Below are 16995 nucleotides of genomic sequence, written 5' to 3'. Positions count from 1 at the left end.
TTTACATAAATATCAATTAATAGTGTATGATATGTTCATGAAAAAAAATCAAATGTTAATGACATCTGGAATAATATGGAAACAAATGCTTTTATTTGCCTTTCCTGTATTTCTAGGCAATTTATTTCAACAACTTTATAACACGGCAGACTCCGTAATTGTAGGGAACTTTTTAGGCAGTTCTAGCCTTGCAGCTGTTACTTCGTGTGGTGAATTGATTTTTCTTTTGACAAGTCTATTCCAAGGAATTTCTGTTGGAGCTGGTGTTGTGATTGCACGCTACTTTGGTGCAAAAGACATGGAAAAGATGCAGAATGCGATTCATACACTTATGGCGTATGGAGTGATTTTTGGAATTGGTCTAACTGTGTTTGGATACTTGTTGGCACCCATTCTTTTAGGCTGGATGGGAACACCAAAGAATGTAATTCATTTATCTACATCGTATCTACAAATTTACTTTTTAGGATCATTAGGTATGATTCTATACAATTCTTGTGTAGGTATAATGCAGTCAGTAGGTGATAGTAAGCATCCACTGTATTTTTTGATCGCATCAAGCTGTGTAAATATCGTATTGGATATTGTATTTGTGGCATGCTTTCATATGAATGTAGAAGGAGCTGCCTTGGCTACGATTTTATCGCAGTTTTTAAGTGCTATTCTTTGTTTGTATCTATTGATTCGGACAAATGAAAGTCATCAGGTACATCTTTCTAAGATTCGTATACATGCTGATGTAGGTAAAGAAATATTAGAAATGGGTATTCCTACGGGGATTCAGAATAGCTTGATTTCAATATCCAACGTAGTTGTACAATCCAATATTAATACCTTTGGATCATTGGCTATGGCAGGCATTGGTACGTATACAAAAATTGAGGGTTTTGCGTTTTTACCCATCACTAGCTTTATGATGGCACTGACGACTTTTGTTTCACAAAATAGAGGTGCAAGAGAATTTGATCGAGCAAGAAAAGGAGCTCGGTTTGGACTAACTTGCTCGGTAAGCTTAGCTGAAATCATAGGGTTATTGATTGCGCTGTTTGCCGCTCCATTGATGCGCTTGTTTGCGAATGATCCACAAGTTATACAATATGGAGTTGAACGCGCACATTATGCAACGATACTATTCTTTTTATTAGCGTATAGTCATGGTGTGTCGGCTGTGCTTCGTGGTGTAGGAAAGTCTATAATTCCAATGGTTGTCATGCTTGTGTGTTGGTGCTTTGTAAGAGTGACCTTATTAACGGCATTGAATATGATGTTCCATAATATTGTATTTGTATATATGATCTATCCATTCACTTGGTCTTTATCAAGTGTTGTGTTCTTCTTGTATTATCGAAAAATTAATTGGCAAGAATAAAAGAAAACCATTCTAGTGTTGGTGTCTAGAATGGCTTCTTTTTTTGTTTATTATTATTTTTTTTAGGAGAGAGATATGAATATTGGTTTATTTTCTATATTCATTTGTCTTATCTTTAAGACATCTATAGAATACCATCCCATGTTGTCATAAATTTAGTATAACTTTGGTAAATATTGTGAAATCAGAATTAATTATGTGAAATTATCAAAATTTAGAAAAACCTCTATTTATTTCGTATATGAGATAGGAGGTGATTCAAACACATGAATAAATCAAAAGACAAAACAATGAAGGAGTTTCTAGAAAACAATGCCTATTTTGTCGACTTCTTTAATGCATACTTTTTTGATGGAGAAAGAGTTCTTAAACCTGAAAACTGTATGGAACTTGATTCAGAGATGAATGATTCGCATATGAATCTAGAAAAGCATGTGGATGTCATACGTAAGTACAATGATGGAAATCTTTATAGTGCATTCATCATTGAGAATCAAAGTTGTGTGGATGCTTCGATGGTTGTAAGAGCTGCAACATATGAGTTTGTAGCTTATGACCGAATGTTAAAGAAGTTAAAGAAGAATAAGGTAGAAGAAAAACTACCCATGGTACACATTCTAGTATTCTATACAGGAGAAAGGCCTTGGCGTGCAGCTAGGCAATTATCAGAACTCGTGGATGTGGATGAGAGATTCAAATCTTATTTCCATGACTATCAAATGAATCTGATTGAAATCACAGGAAAGACTTCATATAATTTTAATGAAGAAGACGTACATAATCTATTCTACATATGTCGAAGCATATATGATCAGTCTATTTATGAAGGAACAATCAATGACTTTGGGGTTGTGAAAAGTAGCGTATTAAAGGTAGTGAAGACGTTGACGGATGTAGAATGGCTGGATTTAAAGGAATTAGAGGAAAAGGAGGAGATTGAGATGTGTGAAGCTGAAAAGAGATGGCTGGAAGTAAAGTCAAAGGAATGGGAAGCTGAAGGAATAAGAAAAGGAATAGAACAAGGTATTGAAAAAGGAATTGAACAAGGCAGTGAGAAAAAAGAACTTGAGATGTATCAAACGATGGTAGACAAAGGATTCAGTGTTTCAAGTATCGCATCCATCTTCTCAGTAAGTGAAGAGTCGATTAAAAGGCTATTGATGAAAGCTTAGAATAATTGTTAAGTCATTCATTTTGAATGGCTTCATTATAAAATGGGGAGGGAATATGAATAAGAATATAAAAAGAATAAGCGTAGTATGTCTATGTATATTATTGAGTGGCTGTAGTATGTTTCAATCAGCATTTAATGATATAAAGGGAAATCTAGTTGGGAATGGATATACTATATATACATATGATAATTATGGCAGTGAAGTCATGGAGACTAGTGGTGATAAAATTAGTATTACGGGTAATGCAGTAGAGAATACTTCTTATGATGAAAATGGTCAAGTTGTTCGTGGTTATGAATTGTCAAGCATAATTACGATTACAGTAGATGGAAAAGAGATTGAGTCCTGTGGAGATACATGCATATTTGAACAAAATGGATTAACACCAGATGTTGATTTTACGCAAGAAAATATTGATTCAAATACACATGGGCAATTATCGGATAATACTTCGGTCGCACGTTTTATTAATAAATATAAAAATATGTTTGGCAAGGGAAGAATTGTGGTTATTAAGTCGCAATTAGGACAGCCAATTACTGCATATTCTGGAGATAAGGTATATTGGAAGATTCCAGATAACTTGCCAAAGATGACTAAGCTTATGATTGATGGAAAAGCTTTGTATATTCATCGAGCAAATTTTCAGATCATTGATAAAGAACTATTGGATTAGGAGGAACGGAATATGAAAAAACAAATGAGCAGTGCAAAAGCACCAAAGGTATTAGGCCCCTATTCAGCAGGAGTAGCTACAGAAGGGCTTGTATTCTTGTCAGGGCAGCTTGGGATTGATACAGAAGGAAATTTAGTAAGCGTAGATGTAGTTGAACAAACAAAGAAGGCATTTGAAAATATTGGTGTATTACTTGAATCAGAAGGACTAACATATGATGATGTTGTCAAGACAACCATTTTATTGGATGATATGAATGATTTTGCGAAAGTGAATGAAGAATACGCAAAATATTTTAAGGGTGTATTCCCAGCAAGAAGCTGTTTTGAAGTGGCGAAACTTCCTAAAAATGCTAAGATTGAAATCGAGTGTATCGCAATCAAAAAATAGTTTAAATATAGATGCTGTAAATGTGGTTCATACTTGGATTGTAATGAAGAATTTTCTTATTGAAAAATCCATGAATTATGGTAGTATATATGAAAGAAAATTGGATTTGAAAAGGGGCTTTTTGAATCCATTTTTTTAAGGTCATAAGGAGGATTATATGAACAAAAATTCGTTGTTATCCATGAGAGATCTGTCAGTTGAAGACATCTATAGCATTCTAGATGATGCTAGACTTTTTAATAGTTCCTTTAAAGATTGGCAATTACCAATGCAGAAAGCATTGGTTGCTAATCTTTTTTTTGAGGCATCAACTCGTACACATTTCTCATTCGAAAGTGCGCAGCACCAATTAGGATGCCAGGTAGCTGATTTTGCGGCTGGAGCATCCAGTGTCACAAAGGGAGAAACACTTTATGACACAGTAAAAACATTTGAATCAATGGGGTATGACATGGTGGTTATCCGTCATCCTCAAGATGAATATTTCAAGGAATTGGAAAATATCAATATTCCAATTCTAAACGCTGGAGATGGTGCAGGAAACCATCCGACACAATGCTTGCTTGATTTATTAACTATGCAAAATGAATTTGGCACATTAGAAGGCTTAAATGTGGTTATCTGTGGGGATATTTTACACTCAAGAGTAGCAGCTAGTGATAAAGAAGCTTTAGAAAAATTAGGATCTACCGTTCGCTTTGCCGGGCCAAAAGAATGGGAAAGACCAGGTTATCCAACAATCGATTTTGATGAAGCTGTTGAATGGGCAGACGTAGTCATGATGCTTCGTATTCAGAAGGAAAGAGGCTCTGGAATGGCTGGTATGACTGATGAAGAATATCTTGAAAACTATGGTCTTACAAAAGCTCGTTATGCAAGAATGAAAGACAAAGCGATTGTAATGCATCCAGCTCCAGTAAACCGTGGAGTTGAAATTGATACAGATTTAGTTGAAGCTGAGAAATCAAGAATTTTCGAACAAATGCACAATGGTATGTTAGTTAGAAAGGCAGTTATTAAGCGTGGATTTGGTTTGGCTCCATTTAAGGAGAAAAAATAAGTATGCGTTTAATAAAAAATGGTCAAGTTTTAATTGACAAACGTGTTGAAAAGAAAGATATTTTAATTGATGAAGGAAAGATCATTCAGATTGATGATTCTATTTCAAAAGACTGTGAAACAATAGATGCTTCAGGCTTAACTGTAATTCCAGGCTTGGTTGATGTACACGTACATTTTAGAGAACCAGGACACACTGAAAAAGAAACGATTCATACAGGCAGCTTAGCGGCAGCACACGGAGGATTTACTTCTGTATTTGCGATGCCAAATGTTATTCCTTTTCCAGATGATGTGGATACAATAAAAGACTATCAACAATTAATTGATAAAGAATCCGTCGTACATACATATCCTTATGCTTGTATTACTCATGAAGAAGCAAGTAAAGAAGTAGTGGATATGAAAGCTATCAAGAATTTAGGAATTCGTTGGTTTAGTGATGATGGTGTAGGTGTGGCTACATCTGAAATCATGAAAGAAGCCATGAGGAACGCAAAAGAAAATGACTGCATGATTGTAGCTCACACAGAAGATATGCGTTATCGTAGACCAGGTGCTTGTGTACACGACAGTGAAGTTGTGACATCAAAGGGTTGGCTAGGAATTCCAAGTGCTTGTGAAAGTGCACAATTGATTCGTGATTTAGAACTGACAAAAAAAGTAGGAAATGCGTATCATGCATGTCACATTTCAGCTAAGGAAAGTGTGGAAGCACTAAAAGACGCAAAAGCATCTGGATTAAATGTAAGTGCTGAAGTTACAGTACACCACTTATTATTAGAAGATAAGGATGTGGTTGGACCAAATTGGAAAATGAATCCACCATTAAGAAGTCATGAAGATCGTATGGCTTTGATTGAAGGGTTGGAAAATGGAACATTGGATTGCATTGCCAATGACCATGCTCCACATACCTATGAAGAAAAGAAACGTTCGATGGATAAAGCACCATTTGGCATTGTTTCATTAGAAAGTGCGTTTGCCTTGTTGTATACAGAATTTGTTCACAGACAAAAACGTTGGACTTTGGCTCAACTTGTAAACTGGATGTCAGCAGCTCCTGCAAAGCGTTTTGGCTTAGAGAATGTAGGACAAATCAAAGAAGGATATAATGCAGATTTAGTCTTAGTAGATTTAGAACATGAATCATTGATTGACATAGATACATTTGAATCTATGGGTAAAAATACGCCATTTAATGGTTGGAGCGTGAATGCGCAAGTAAAAGAAACCATCGTAGATGGAAAGACTGTGTGGAAAGGATAAAACATGGAAATGTATTAATGACAATTGATGATGAGAATAAACAAGAAGCACTAGAATTGGCGAAACGCTTCGCAAATATTGGATATGGAATCTATGCAACAAAGGGTACGGCAGACTTATTTGAAGCTGAAGGATTGTATGTTCATCGTGCTAGTAAGATTGAAACAGAAGATGGTAAAAACGTTTTAGACATTATTCGTAATGGACATGTAAACTTTGTCATTAACACAATGTCTAATAAGAAGAACACAAGTGCTGATGGATTCTTGATTTGTCGTGTGTCTGCAGAAAATAACATTTCTTGTATGACAAGTTTAGATACAGCGAATGCATTAGTGAAAGGTTTAGAGTCATTGAGTTTCTCAATGATTTCTATGAATGAAATGGGGAAATAGTATGCAGGAATTTGCGAAGATTCTATCGAATGTCAAAATCGCAAAAGATATTTGGAAAATGGAATTGAAAACAGACTTAGCTAAAACAGCTAAGCCTGGTCAATTCATTGAAATCACAGTTCCAGGTTTCTATTTGCGTAGACCTATCTCGATTAGTGAAATTAAGGAAGATGTTTTAGTTATTATCTATAAAGTGCTTGGAGAAGGTACTTTAAAAATGACTGAACTTGAAGGAAAATTAGATATCTTTGGTCCACTTGGAAATGGTTTTCCAATTGAGGATAAAGAAGAAGTATTATTGATTGGTGGCGGCGTTGGTGTACCACCCCTATATGAAACAGCGAAACAATATTTAAATAAAAATTCACGTGTAACAGTTGTTCTAGGTGCAAACGATGCAGATAGTGTATTCTATGTGGATGAATTCAAGTCACTTGGGTGTGATGTATATATCGCAACAATGGATGGTTCATTAGGAACAAAGGGTACGGCATTGGATGCGATCAAAGAAAACAATGTAACATGTAAATTTGTGCTAAGCTGCGGACCTTTGCCTATGTTAAAAGCCATCAACGAACAATATAGTGAAGGATATATTTCATTAGAAGCACGTATGGCTTGTGGTCTAGGTGCTTGCATGGGTTGTGTTGTGAAAGATGTAGATGGACACTCATTACGTGTATGTAAGGATGGTCCTGTATTTGAGATGGGAAAGGTGGCTTTATAATGGATATTTCAGTAAAACTACCAGGATTAAATTTAAAAAATCCAATTATTCCAGCTAGTGGATGTTTCGGATTTGGAAAAGAATATGCCGAACTATATGATTTGAGCATATTAGGTGGCATCGCCATCAAATCAGCTACGCCACAAGAGCGTTTTGGAAATCCTACACCTAGAATTGCTGAAACACCTATGGGAATGTTAAATGCGATTGGACTACAAAACAAGGGTGTAGATTCAATTATTGAAAATGAACTTCCATTCCTTGCACAATATGATACAGAAATCATGGCCAATGTTGCTGGTGCATGTGAAGAAGATTATGTTGAAGTTATCAAGAAATTGAATGATCAGCCTGTTATTAAGGCTTATGAATTAAATATTTCTTGTCCCAATGTAAAACATGGTGGTATTGGTTTGGGTACAAAGCCTGAACTTGCAGCACATGTGACTAAGATTTGTAAGGAAGCAGCTACAAAACCTGTATATGTGAAGTTATCACCTAATGTAACGGATATTGTAGAAATTGCCAAAGCCGTTGAAGAAGCCGGTGCAGATGGTATTGTATTGATTAATACACTAATGGGTATGCGTATTAATTTGAAAACAGGGAAACCATTGCTTGCGAATGTGACAGGTGGTCTTTCGGGTCCTGCCATTAAGCCAGTGGCTCTAAGAATGGTATATCAAGTAGCACAGGCCGTAAATATTCCAATCATTGGTGTTGGTGGAATTACTTGTGCAGAGGATGTATTGGAATTCTTAAATGCGGGGGCAAGTGCTGTTGAAGTTGGTGCTCAAAACTTTGTGGATCCTTATGTATGTCCAAAAATCATTGAGGATCTTCCAAAAGTATTAGAGAAATATGGATATAAAAATATTGAAGAAGCAGTTGGAAGGAGTTTTAAATAATGAGTAAAACAATTGTAGCATTAGATTTTTCGAGTAAAGAAGAAGTTGTAGATTTCTTAAAACAATTTAATGAACCAGTATATGTAAAGATTGGTATGGAATTAACATATGCGTGTGGTTTAGAAATGGTAAAAACAGTGAAGGAAATGGGTCATCACATTTTCTTAGATTTGAAATTGCATGACATTCCTAACACAGTTAAGGGTGGAATGAAAAACTTAGCAAACTTAGGTGTAGATATTGTCAATGTACACTGTGCTGGTGGTATTGCAATGATGAAGGCTGCTATCGACGGATTAAATGAAGGTGCTAAGGATGGAAAACGTCCTATGTGTATTGGTGTAACTCAGCTTACAAGCACGTCTAAAGAAGCTATGAATAACGAATTAGGAATTCCAGGTGAAGTGATTGATTGTGTTATTAAATATGCGAAGAATGCCAAAGAAGCAGGCTTAGACGGTGTTGTATGTTCAGTTCATGAAGCTAAGGCAATTCATGAAGCTTGTGGAGATGACTTCTTAACAGTAACTCCAGGTATTCGTTTGGCAAGTGATTCTAAGGATGATCAAAAGCGTGTTGCGACTCCTGCATTTGCGAAAGAACAAGGCTGTGATTATATCGTAGTTGGTCGTTCAATTACGAAGAGTGCTAACCCAGTTGAAACATATAAGGAAATTGAAGCAACGATGTCAAAATAAGGTGTGAGAAATCACATCTTTTTTTAACTTTATTATTGAAATTTTCATGATTTGTGGTAGTATACTAAGCAGAGAAATATAGTATTTTTTTCAAAAGGAGGATACGTATGATCAAGAATCCAGTTTTGTTTGTGAAAAAAACGTCAGTGATCGAGATGAATAGTATTCTTCGTAGTGCTATACTTTTTAATAGTTCCATTTAAAGATTGGCAATGCGTTTATTTGCTAATCTTTTTTTTGAGTAAATAAAAGAAAGGACAAATTATGGAAAGACTTTTAATTTTAGAAGATGGAAGCGTGTATCGCGGTATTGCCTTTGGTAGTGATAACTTCCAAATTGGTGAATTAGTATTTAATACTTCAATGACCGGTTATCAGGAAATTTTAACGGATAATTCATATTGTGGACAAATTGTAATGATGACATATCCATTGATTGGTAACTATGGAATTAATCGTGATGATAATGAAAGTATGGTTCCTTGTGTATTTGGATTTGTTGTGAAAGATTATTGCGAATATCCAAGTAACTTCAGATGTTCGGAAACATTGGATTCATTCTTAAAACGTGAAAATATTCCAGGAATTTATGATATTGATACGCGTGATATTACAAAGAAAATTCGTGATGTAGGTACCATGAAAGCGACTATGGCAAACGTGGATGCCGATGTGGATGCCATTGTTGCAGGTTTAAAAGCCGCTGACTTCTTACATGATCAAGTAGCTCGTGTTTCAACAAATAAAGTATTCCCAATTCCAAATCGTGGCAAAAAAGTTGTATTAATGGATTTTGGGGCTAAGTTAGGTATTGTTCGTGAACTATCAAAGCGTGGATGCGATTTAGTAGTAGTTCCATATGATACACCAGCAAGTACAATCATGTCATATTGTCCAGATGGAGTTATGTTGTCAAATGGTCCTGGTGATCCTACGGATGTGGCAGTCGCAATTGAAACCATCAAAGAATTGATTCCTCAAACAGTTGTATTTGGAATTTGTTTAGGTCATCAGTTGATTTCTTTGGCTTGTGGTGCAAAAACATATAAATTGAAATTTGGACACCGTGGAGCAAACCATCCAGTTGTAAATTTATCAACTGGTAAAGTGGAAATTACTTCTCAAAACCATGGTTTTGCGGTAGATATTGATAGCTTGAAGGATACTCGTTTGGAAATGACACACCAAGCATTAAATGATAAGAGTTGTGAGGGTGTTCGTCATAAAGACTATCCTTGTTTTGCGGTGCAATATCACCCAGAAGCAAGTGCAGGACCAGAAGATTCTCGTTACTTGTTTGATCAATTTATTGAATTAATGGAGGAGAATAAAAATGCCTAAACGTACAGATATCAAAAAAATCTTAGTTATCGGTTCTGGCCCAATTATCATTGGTCAGGCTGCTGAATTCGATTATGCTGGAAGCCAAGCATGTCAATCTCTTCGTGAAGAAGGATATGAAGTTATCTTAATTAACTCTAACCCTGCCACAATCATGACAGATACAGCGATTGCGGATCGTGTTTATATTGAACCTTTAACAGTAGACTTCGCAAAACGTGTTATTTATAAAGAAAGACCAGATGCTATTTTAGGATCATTAGGTGGTCAAACTGGATTGAACTTAGTTGTAGAATTACATGAAGATGGAATTTTGGATGAGTTTGGTGTAGAAATTTTAGGTACAGACTTACATGCGATCAATCGTGCAGAAGACCGTGAATTATTCCGTTCTTTAATGCAGGAAATCAATGAGCCAGTGCCAGAAAGTATGATTGTTCATACTGTAGAAGAAGCTGTTGAATTCGCAAATCGCGAAGGGTATCCATTAGTTGTTCGTCCAGCTTATACACTTGGTGGAACTGGTGGAGGTTTTGCCGATGATGAGGCTGAGCTTCGTGAAATCTGTGATTCAGGTTTAAAGGCAAGTCCAGTACATCAGTGTTTGATTGAGCAAAGTATTGCAGGGTATAAAGAAATCGAATACGAAGTAATGCGTGATGCTAAAGATAATGCAATCGTCGTATGTAATATGGAAAATATTGATCCAGTAGGTGTACATACAGGAGATAGTACGGTTGTTGCGCCAGTTCAGACTTTGACAGATCGTGAAAACCAAATGCTTCGTAATGCATCTTTAAAAATCATTCGTGCATTGAAGATCTGTGGTGGATGTAACGTTCAGTTGGCATTGAATCCAGATAGTTTCAAATATTATGTCATCGAGGTTAACCCTCGTGTATCTCGTTCATCAGCCTTGGCAAGTAAGGCAACAGGATATCCAATTGCGAAAATCTCTGCAAAATTAGCTGTTGGTTTGGGCTTGGATGAAATCATTAACCCAATCACAAAAACTAGTTATGCATGTTTTGAACCAGCATTGGATTATGTTGTTACTAAATTTGCACGTTTCCCATTTGATAAATTCCCTAGTGCCGATCGTCACTTAGGAACACAGATGAAGGCGACTGGTGAAGTTATGTCAATTGGACGTAACTTTGAGGAATCTTTCTTAAAGGCTGTTCGTTCTTTAGAAATGAAAGTGGATCACATCTTCAAAAAAGAATTTGTTGGTATGACAAAGGATGAATTGCTTGAAAAAATCAAGAATCAAGATGATGAAAGAATTTTTGCGGTTGCTCAATGGCTTCGTGATGGATATGATATGGAAACGATTCATGCGGTCACAAAAATGGATTATTTCTTCTTATGTCATTTATTAAAAATCATTGATTTAGAAAAAATGATGATGGAGAATGTTAAGGATATTGATGTATTACGCAAATTAAAGAAAAATGGATTTGCGGATAGCTACATTGCGCGTAACTGGGATATGAAAGAATTCGATTTATATAATTTACGTAAAGAAAATGGAATCATTCCAGTTTATAAAATGGTAGATACTTGTGCTGGTGAATTCAAGAGTGCAACTCCATACTTCTACTCAAGTTATGATAATAAAAATGAATCTGAACGTACAGATCGTAAAAAAATCGTTGTATTAGGATCTGGACCAATCCGTATCGGACAGGGTGTTGAATTTGATTATGCGACAGTACACTGTGTACAGACTTTGCGTGAAGAAGGCTATGAAGCTATCGTTATCAACAACAACCCAGAAACTGTATCAACAGATTTCTCAATTAGTGACAAATTGTATTTTGAACCATTAACAACAGAAGATGTAATGCACGTTATTGATTTAGAAAAACCATTAGGTGTAATCGTTCAGTTTGGTGGACAAACCGCAATCAACTTAGCGGATTCATTAGTAGAACATGGCGTAAAGATTCTAGGTACTTCATTACACTCTATTGATTTAGCGGAAGACCGTCATGAATTTGAAGCTATGTTACATAAATTGGATATTCCTCAACCAAAGGGTGAGACAGCTGTAACTGTAGAAGAAGCGTTGGTTATCGCAAACAAGATTGGTTATCCGGTATTAGTACGTCCAAGCTATGTATTGGGTGGTCGTGCTATGGAAATTGTACATAATGATGATGAACTAAGAGTATATATGGCAACAGCTGTTAAGGAAATCAGTCATGATGCGCCAATCTTAGTTGATAAATATATTGTTGGTAAGGAATTAGAAATCGATGCGATTGCGGATGGAAAGAATGTATATATTCCAGGTGTTATGGAACATATCGAACGTGCCGGTATTCACTCTGGTGACTCAATTTCGGTATATCCAACTCAAATCATCAATCAGAAGGTTAAAGAAACTATCATTGATTATGGAACAAGAATTGGTGAAGGATTTGAATTCGTTGGTTTATATAACATTCAGTTTATTGTGGATAAAGAAAACAATGTATATGTATTAGAGGTAAACCCACGTTCTTCTCGTACCGTACCATTCTTATCTAAGATTACTGGTGTTCCTATGTCTCAGATTGCGACTAAGTGTGTACTTGGAGAAAGTATTGAAGACCAAGGATTAACACCTGGATATCATCCTGAAGATAAAGAAAGAGTATTTGTCAAAGCACCAGTATTCTCATTCGCAAAATTGCGTAGTGTAGATACAGTCTTAGGACCAGAAATGAAGTCTACAGGTGAGGCTTTGGGTAGTGATGTAAACTTAGAAAAAGCATTGTACAAGGCTCTTGTAGCTTCTGGAATCAATATTCCTTTACATGGAAGTGTATTGATGACTATTGATGATGAAAATAAACAGGAAGCATTAGAATTAGCTAAACGTTTCTACAACATTGGCTATGGTATTTATGCGACAGCAGGTACAGCTAAATTCTTAGAGGACAATGGATTATTTGTACATGTAGCTGCTAAGGTCAATGAGGATAATGGCAATGAAACTGTATTGGATATTATTCGTCATGGACATGTAAACTTTGTTATCAATACAATGTCAAATAAAGATAATTCTACAAGTAAAGATGGATTCTTGATTCGTCGTGTGTCTGCAGAAAATAACATTTCTTGTATGACAAGTTTAGATACGGCACATGCCTTAATTAAAGTATTGGAATCTTTGAGTTTCTCAATGATTTCTATGAATGAAATGGGTAAATAGAGTGTGAGGAATCACACTCTAATTTTTTATAAAAAAAATTAGCACTTAAGTGTTGACAGTGCTAAAAAAGTGACTATAATGATAATTGAAGTTAGAGATAAGTCAAAAGATATCCCGTAACTTGAAGATAGATTTCATAATCTAGTAATCAGGAGGCGATATTTATGAAGTACTATCCAATGTTTGATTTATTTGATGATTTCTTTACAGGAAACACTACAAGTGATGTCATGAAGACAGATATTGTGGAAAAAGATGGAAACTATGAAATGAGCATGGAACTTCCTGGAGTTAAAAAGGAAGATATCCAGATGGAATTAAAAGATGGATATTTGAAGGTAACTGCTACGCATGGTTCAAATACAGAAGACAAGGATGAAAAGGGTCGTGTCGTTCGTAAGGAACGTGTCAGTGGATCTTATTCAAGAAACTTCTATGTTGGTGAAGGTATTCATCAGGAAGATGTTAAGGCATCTTTCGACAATGGTGAATTGAAGATCGTTGTTCCTAAGGAAGCACCTAAACAGATTGAAGAAAACAAATTTATCCCTATTGAATAAGGTATCAGGAGGCGATATTTATGAAGTACTATCCAATGTTTGATTTATTTGATGATTTCTTTACAGGAAACACTACAAGTGATGTCATGAAGACAGATATTGTGGAAAAAGATGGAAACTATGAAATGAGCATGGAACTTCCTGGAGTTAAAAAGGAAGATATCCAGATGGAATTAAAAGATGGATATTTGAAGGTAACTGCTACGCATGGTTCAAATACAGAAGACAAGGATGAAAAGGGTCGTGTCGTTCGTAAGGAACGTGTCAGTGGATCTTATTCAAGAAACTTCTATGTTGGTGAAGGTATTCATCAGGAAGATGTTAAGGCATCTTTCGACAATGGTGAATTGAAGATCGTTGTTCCTGAGGAAGCACCTAAACAAGTAGAAGAAAATAAATTTATTCCAATTGAATAACTACAAGAATGCACCTATATGGTGTATTCTTTTTTTAAGGGGGGGAATTATGAAGATAGAGGTAATAAATGAAAAGCGTTTAAATCATATTCATTATTGTAGGGTACATAAAGAGAATCAGCAGCTATCGGGTTCTTTTTGGGTTCCTTCAAAATCAAAATCTAAGAATAAGAAGATGTTTAGTATCGAATTAAATGATAGTGATTTTTTGATTTGCGATCCTGAACATATTTTTAAACAAAAGATTTCAGGGAATAAGCCTAGTGAATGTATTCTAAATTTGATGAATATATTGATTCAAGAGGATATGGAGTTTCTTCAAAAATTAGAAATGAAACTTGAGAAAATAGAAGATCAGTTAATGTCGCATAAGGGATCACATTATGAATCACAAATCTTTGAAATGAGGAAAACGATAAGTACTTTTGATTCGTATTATGATCAGATGATTGAGGTTGTACAAAATTTGCAGGAATTTTATAATGATTCACATTTTGAAACACTAGAGAAAAGACTAACACGTCTATCGAATGTTACGGATCGTTTGGCAGAATATTCCATTCAGCTTCGTGAAATGCATCAAACACAAGTGGGGATGCGTCAGAATCAAATTATGCAGTTTTTAACGATTGTGACAACCATCTTTATGCCATTGACATTAATTACCGGATGGTATGGAATGAACTTTAGGGCTATGCCAGAATTAGATAGTGCCTATGGCTATTTCATTGTGATTGGAGTCTGTATATTGATCATTATTTTAGAAGTTATATATTTTAAAAAGAAAAAGTGGTTTTAACTATTAAAAACATCTGTTTAAGTGTATGATTTTGGTAGAGAGCAGGTGTTAGTATGTCTGTGAATGTTCGTATTATGCAGAAAGGTTTCTTTCGTAGAAAAAAGTTTATAATAGAAGATTTAGTTAAATTATCCCACTTATCTTTTGGAGTCATGGATGAAAATTGTCAATTAATTCCGAATCAGATAGGGAATCATACGATCTTGTTTGATCATAAATATCTTCAAAGAGGGATTGAAATCTATATTCAAAATCATGATATTTGTTTGAATTTAAGTCTTCCTACAAGTATGGATGAAATTCAATTGTTTTATTATTTAGTGCAAGTATATTGTGAATATATGGATACCAATGAATTTGTGAAAGACGATTGGCTAATGAATATAAAGGATATTGATTTGCAGATGGTGTATGATAAAAGAACGAGTGCGGATGCACTTATGGACTTGAAGAGTAAATTATCGGATCATAAGTATTTTGAAATTTTTGGCATTCTTCATCCGATTTCAATTGGGGAAAATGAATTGAATGATTTTGGCACAGATTTAGATTTGTTTGGGCAATATCTACATAATCAACAAACTTTGGATGCATATTATGCCACGCCAAGAATTTATAACGCGCACGGTAGAAGAATTGGTATGTATGCATTAGGAGCTGATATACTAACGATTCTTCCGATAGAGCCTTATGTGGTATTGAATCAAATTGAGGGGATAGAAGAATGGTATGTATTTATGAATGACAGCCTTGTGAAGTATCGTGATTTAATGAGCTTCATTAAAAAGTTTGATTATTATGATGCCAATCATAGAATGGTATGTTTATCGAAAGAAGATATTTCAGAGGCTTTAAATACACTCGCAATACAAAAACTATGAGCAGCTAATCAAATAGCTGCTCATTAACTGTATCTAGCGTTCCTTGAAAGAAATCATTTTTTCCTCCACCACGAACTTGATGTCTTTCTTTGAGTTGTAAGAATATATTTTTAGAGTTGGTCATAAAACGATAATTATCTTTTTGTTTAGAAACAAGTAAAACATAGTTGTCGCTAAAAGATACAAGCTTATTGTAGTAATACAATTGTGTATCACGATCCAATTCATCACATAGAACGATTTGGTTTTCTTTATGTTCGATAATTAAGTGATCAATCATCTCTTTGTTTAATTGTTTGATTCTTTGTTTCAAAGCATAATTTTCATCTAATACGCGTTGTACATTTGATGATAAAGCTTCTATATTTGAAGACAATTGATTGGAGATTTGAATAGCTTGATCATGTTTTAAGACATAATCTTCATAAGCAAGTTTTCCACATAAGAAGAATAGTCGTGTGCCTTTTTTGGTCTTCATCGATTTCACGATTTTAAACAATCCCACTTCAATCGTACTCTTTACATGGGGTGCGCAACATGCACATAAATCGACATCTTCAATTTCGACAAGGCGTGGTTTGGCTAAATCAAGTTTAGCTCGATATTCAATGTTGGAATAATCATCTAAGTAATAGGTTTTAACAGGTTTATTTGCGAAAATAACACAATTCACTAAAGCTTCAATTCTTTTGATTTGATCATGATTTAAATCCATCGCATAATCAGCGGTTATTTCATTGTAGCCTAGATGAAATCCAACGTTATCCACATTGAATACTTTGTGCATCAATCCAGAAAGAATGTGTTCTCCTGTATGGTGTTGCATGTTTGTGTAGCGATGAGTCCAGTCAATAATACCTTGTACATCACCATTTAATGCAGAGTGAGTATAATGATGAATTTCATCATTTATGATTTGAACATCCACCACGTCAATACCATTCAACGTTCCTTTATCACATGTTTGTCCACCTTCTTCAGGAAAGAAAAGGGTTTTGTCTAAGAGTATGTCATATAATTCATTCTTTTTAACACATGAAACGACGTAGGCATGAAATGTTGTTTGGTAGGGTTCTTGTTCGTATAGTTTAATTGTCATATATATCACCAAAATTAATCATAGCATAAGT

General features: G+C 35.1%; 17 protein-coding genes. 16 read left to right on the top strand and 1 reads right to left on the bottom strand.

Annotation, left to right across the window (positions count from 1 at the left end):
- Positions 1–37: 37 nt before the first annotated feature.
- From DWY01_RS07140 to DWY01_RS07065, 16 genes are all read left to right on the top strand, one after another.
- Entirely contained in the window at positions 38–1369 is a 1332-nt protein-coding gene (locus DWY01_RS07140) for an MATE family efflux transporter (RefSeq protein ID WP_243001986.1), read from the top strand.
- A gap of 266 nt (positions 1370–1635) precedes the next feature.
- The gene (locus DWY01_RS07135) at positions 1636–2541 is read left to right on the top strand and encodes an Rpn family recombination-promoting nuclease/putative transposase (RefSeq protein WP_117995470.1); all 906 of its coding nucleotides are present in this window, start codon (positions 1636–1638) and stop codon (positions 2539–2541) included.
- A gap of 55 nt (positions 2542–2596) precedes the next feature.
- Entirely contained in the window at positions 2597–3220 is a 624-nt protein-coding gene (locus DWY01_RS07130) for a DUF5052 family protein (protein ID WP_117995469.1), read from the top strand.
- Positions 3221–3232: 12 nt separating this feature from the next.
- On the top strand, positions 3233–3610 hold the full coding sequence (locus tag DWY01_RS07125; RefSeq protein ID WP_117995468.1) for a Rid family detoxifying hydrolase: 378 nt from the start codon (positions 3233–3235) through the stop codon (positions 3608–3610).
- Positions 3611–3767: 157 nt separating this feature from the next.
- Positions 3768–4670 (top strand): aspartate carbamoyltransferase catalytic subunit, encoded by a 903-nt coding sequence (locus tag DWY01_RS07120; protein WP_117995467.1) that lies wholly within the window; start codon positions 3768–3770, stop codon positions 4668–4670.
- A 2-nt stretch (positions 4671–4672) separates the two neighbouring features.
- Positions 4673–5938: a dihydroorotase gene (locus tag DWY01_RS07115; RefSeq protein WP_117995466.1), complete on the top strand. Its 1266-nt coding sequence runs from the start codon at positions 4673–4675 to the stop codon at positions 5936–5938.
- A complete protein-coding gene (locus tag DWY01_RS07110) occupies positions 5926–6333 on the top strand; it encodes a hypothetical protein (RefSeq protein ID WP_243001985.1) in 408 nt (135 codons plus the stop codon). The genes DWY01_RS07115 and DWY01_RS07110 overlap by 13 nt, the downstream gene beginning before the upstream one ends.
- 1 nt (position 6334) lies before the next feature.
- Positions 6335–7060 (top strand): dihydroorotate dehydrogenase electron transfer subunit, encoded by a 726-nt coding sequence (locus DWY01_RS07105; RefSeq protein WP_117995465.1) that lies wholly within the window; start codon positions 6335–6337, stop codon positions 7058–7060.
- Positions 7060–7968 carry a dihydroorotate dehydrogenase gene (locus DWY01_RS07100; protein ID WP_117995464.1) on the top strand — a complete coding sequence of 303 codons (909 nt, stop codon included), beginning with the start codon at positions 7060–7062 and terminating at the stop codon, positions 7966–7968. Before DWY01_RS07105 ends, DWY01_RS07100 begins: the two co-directional genes overlap by 1 nt.
- A complete protein-coding gene (gene pyrF, locus DWY01_RS07095; RefSeq protein ID WP_117995463.1) occupies positions 7968–8666 on the top strand; it encodes an orotidine-5'-phosphate decarboxylase in 699 nt (232 codons plus the stop codon). Before DWY01_RS07100 ends, pyrF begins: the two co-directional genes overlap by 1 nt.
- 261 nt (positions 8667–8927) lie before the next feature.
- Entirely contained in the window at positions 8928–10007 is a 1080-nt protein-coding gene (carA, locus tag DWY01_RS07090; protein WP_117995462.1) for a glutamine-hydrolyzing carbamoyl-phosphate synthase small subunit, read from the top strand.
- Positions 10000–13209, top strand: coding sequence for a carbamoyl-phosphate synthase large subunit (gene carB / locus DWY01_RS07085; protein ID WP_117995461.1), 3210 nt, complete (start codon positions 10000–10002; stop codon positions 13207–13209). The genes carA and carB overlap by 8 nt, the downstream gene beginning before the upstream one ends.
- 164 nt (positions 13210–13373) lie before the next feature.
- Positions 13374–13769 (top strand): Hsp20/alpha crystallin family protein, encoded by a 396-nt coding sequence (locus tag DWY01_RS07080; RefSeq protein ID WP_117995460.1) that lies wholly within the window; start codon positions 13374–13376, stop codon positions 13767–13769.
- Between the two features lie 20 nt (positions 13770–13789).
- The gene (locus tag DWY01_RS07075) at positions 13790–14185 is read left to right on the top strand and encodes an Hsp20/alpha crystallin family protein (protein WP_117995459.1); all 396 of its coding nucleotides are present in this window, start codon (positions 13790–13792) and stop codon (positions 14183–14185) included.
- Positions 14186–14234: 49 nt separating this feature from the next.
- Positions 14235–14984, top strand: a complete 750-nt coding sequence (locus tag DWY01_RS07070; protein ID WP_117995458.1) for a CorA family divalent cation transporter — start codon at positions 14235–14237, stop codon at positions 14982–14984.
- Positions 14985–15037: 53 nt separating this feature from the next.
- The gene (locus tag DWY01_RS07065; RefSeq protein WP_117995457.1) at positions 15038–15865 is read left to right on the top strand and encodes a DUF4299 family protein; all 828 of its coding nucleotides are present in this window, start codon (positions 15038–15040) and stop codon (positions 15863–15865) included.
- Positions 15866–15869: 4 nt separating this feature from the next.
- On the opposite strand, the gene DWY01_RS07060 is transcribed toward DWY01_RS07065, so the two are convergent.
- Complete coding sequence (locus DWY01_RS07060; protein WP_117995456.1) at positions 15870–16964, bottom strand: alanyl-tRNA editing protein; 1095 nt, start codon at positions 16962–16964, stop codon at positions 15870–15872.
- Positions 16965–16995: the final 31 nt, after the last annotated feature.

It is taken from the genome of Eubacterium sp. AF22-8LB, from assembly GCF_003458715.1.
Taxonomy (GTDB): domain Bacteria; phylum Bacillota_I; class Bacilli_A; order Erysipelotrichales; family Erysipelotrichaceae; genus Holdemanella.
Note: the sequence above shows the minus strand (reverse complement) of the source record. Positions and strands in the feature narration are given on the sequence as shown.

What these genes read in the sequence shown, in the direction of transcription:
- DWY01_RS07140 (WP_243001986.1), top strand. Translation starts at nt 38, where the DNA reads ATGAAAAAAAATCAAATGTTAATGACATCTGGAATAATATGGAAACAA.
- DWY01_RS07135 (WP_117995470.1), top strand. Translation starts at nt 1,636, where the DNA reads ATGAATAAATCAAAAGACAAAACAATGAAGGAGTTTCTAGAAAACAAT.
- DWY01_RS07130 (WP_117995469.1), top strand. Translation starts at nt 2,597, where the DNA reads ATGAATAAGAATATAAAAAGAATAAGCGTAGTATGTCTATGTATATTA.
- DWY01_RS07125 (WP_117995468.1), top strand. Translation starts at nt 3,233, where the DNA reads ATGAAAAAACAAATGAGCAGTGCAAAAGCACCAAAGGTATTAGGCCCC.
- DWY01_RS07120 (WP_117995467.1), top strand. Translation starts at nt 3,768, where the DNA reads ATGAACAAAAATTCGTTGTTATCCATGAGAGATCTGTCAGTTGAAGAC.
- DWY01_RS07115 (WP_117995466.1), top strand. Translation starts at nt 4,673, where the DNA reads ATGCGTTTAATAAAAAATGGTCAAGTTTTAATTGACAAACGTGTTGAA.
- DWY01_RS07105 (WP_117995465.1), top strand. Translation starts at nt 6,335, where the DNA reads ATGCAGGAATTTGCGAAGATTCTATCGAATGTCAAAATCGCAAAAGAT.
- DWY01_RS07100 (WP_117995464.1), top strand. Translation starts at nt 7,060, where the DNA reads ATGGATATTTCAGTAAAACTACCAGGATTAAATTTAAAAAATCCAATT.
- pyrF (WP_117995463.1), top strand. Translation starts at nt 7,968, where the DNA reads ATGAGTAAAACAATTGTAGCATTAGATTTTTCGAGTAAAGAAGAAGTT.
- carB (WP_117995461.1), top strand. Translation starts at nt 10,000, where the DNA reads ATGCCTAAACGTACAGATATCAAAAAAATCTTAGTTATCGGTTCTGGC.
- DWY01_RS07080 (WP_117995460.1), top strand. Translation starts at nt 13,374, where the DNA reads ATGAAGTACTATCCAATGTTTGATTTATTTGATGATTTCTTTACAGGA.
- DWY01_RS07075 (WP_117995459.1), top strand. Translation starts at nt 13,790, where the DNA reads ATGAAGTACTATCCAATGTTTGATTTATTTGATGATTTCTTTACAGGA.
- DWY01_RS07070 (WP_117995458.1), top strand. Translation starts at nt 14,235, where the DNA reads ATGAAGATAGAGGTAATAAATGAAAAGCGTTTAAATCATATTCATTAT.
- DWY01_RS07065 (WP_117995457.1), top strand. Translation starts at nt 15,038, where the DNA reads ATGTCTGTGAATGTTCGTATTATGCAGAAAGGTTTCTTTCGTAGAAAA.
- DWY01_RS07060 (WP_117995456.1), bottom strand. Translation starts at nt 16,964, where the DNA reads ATGACAATTAAACTATACGAACAAGAACCCTACCAAACAACATTTCAT.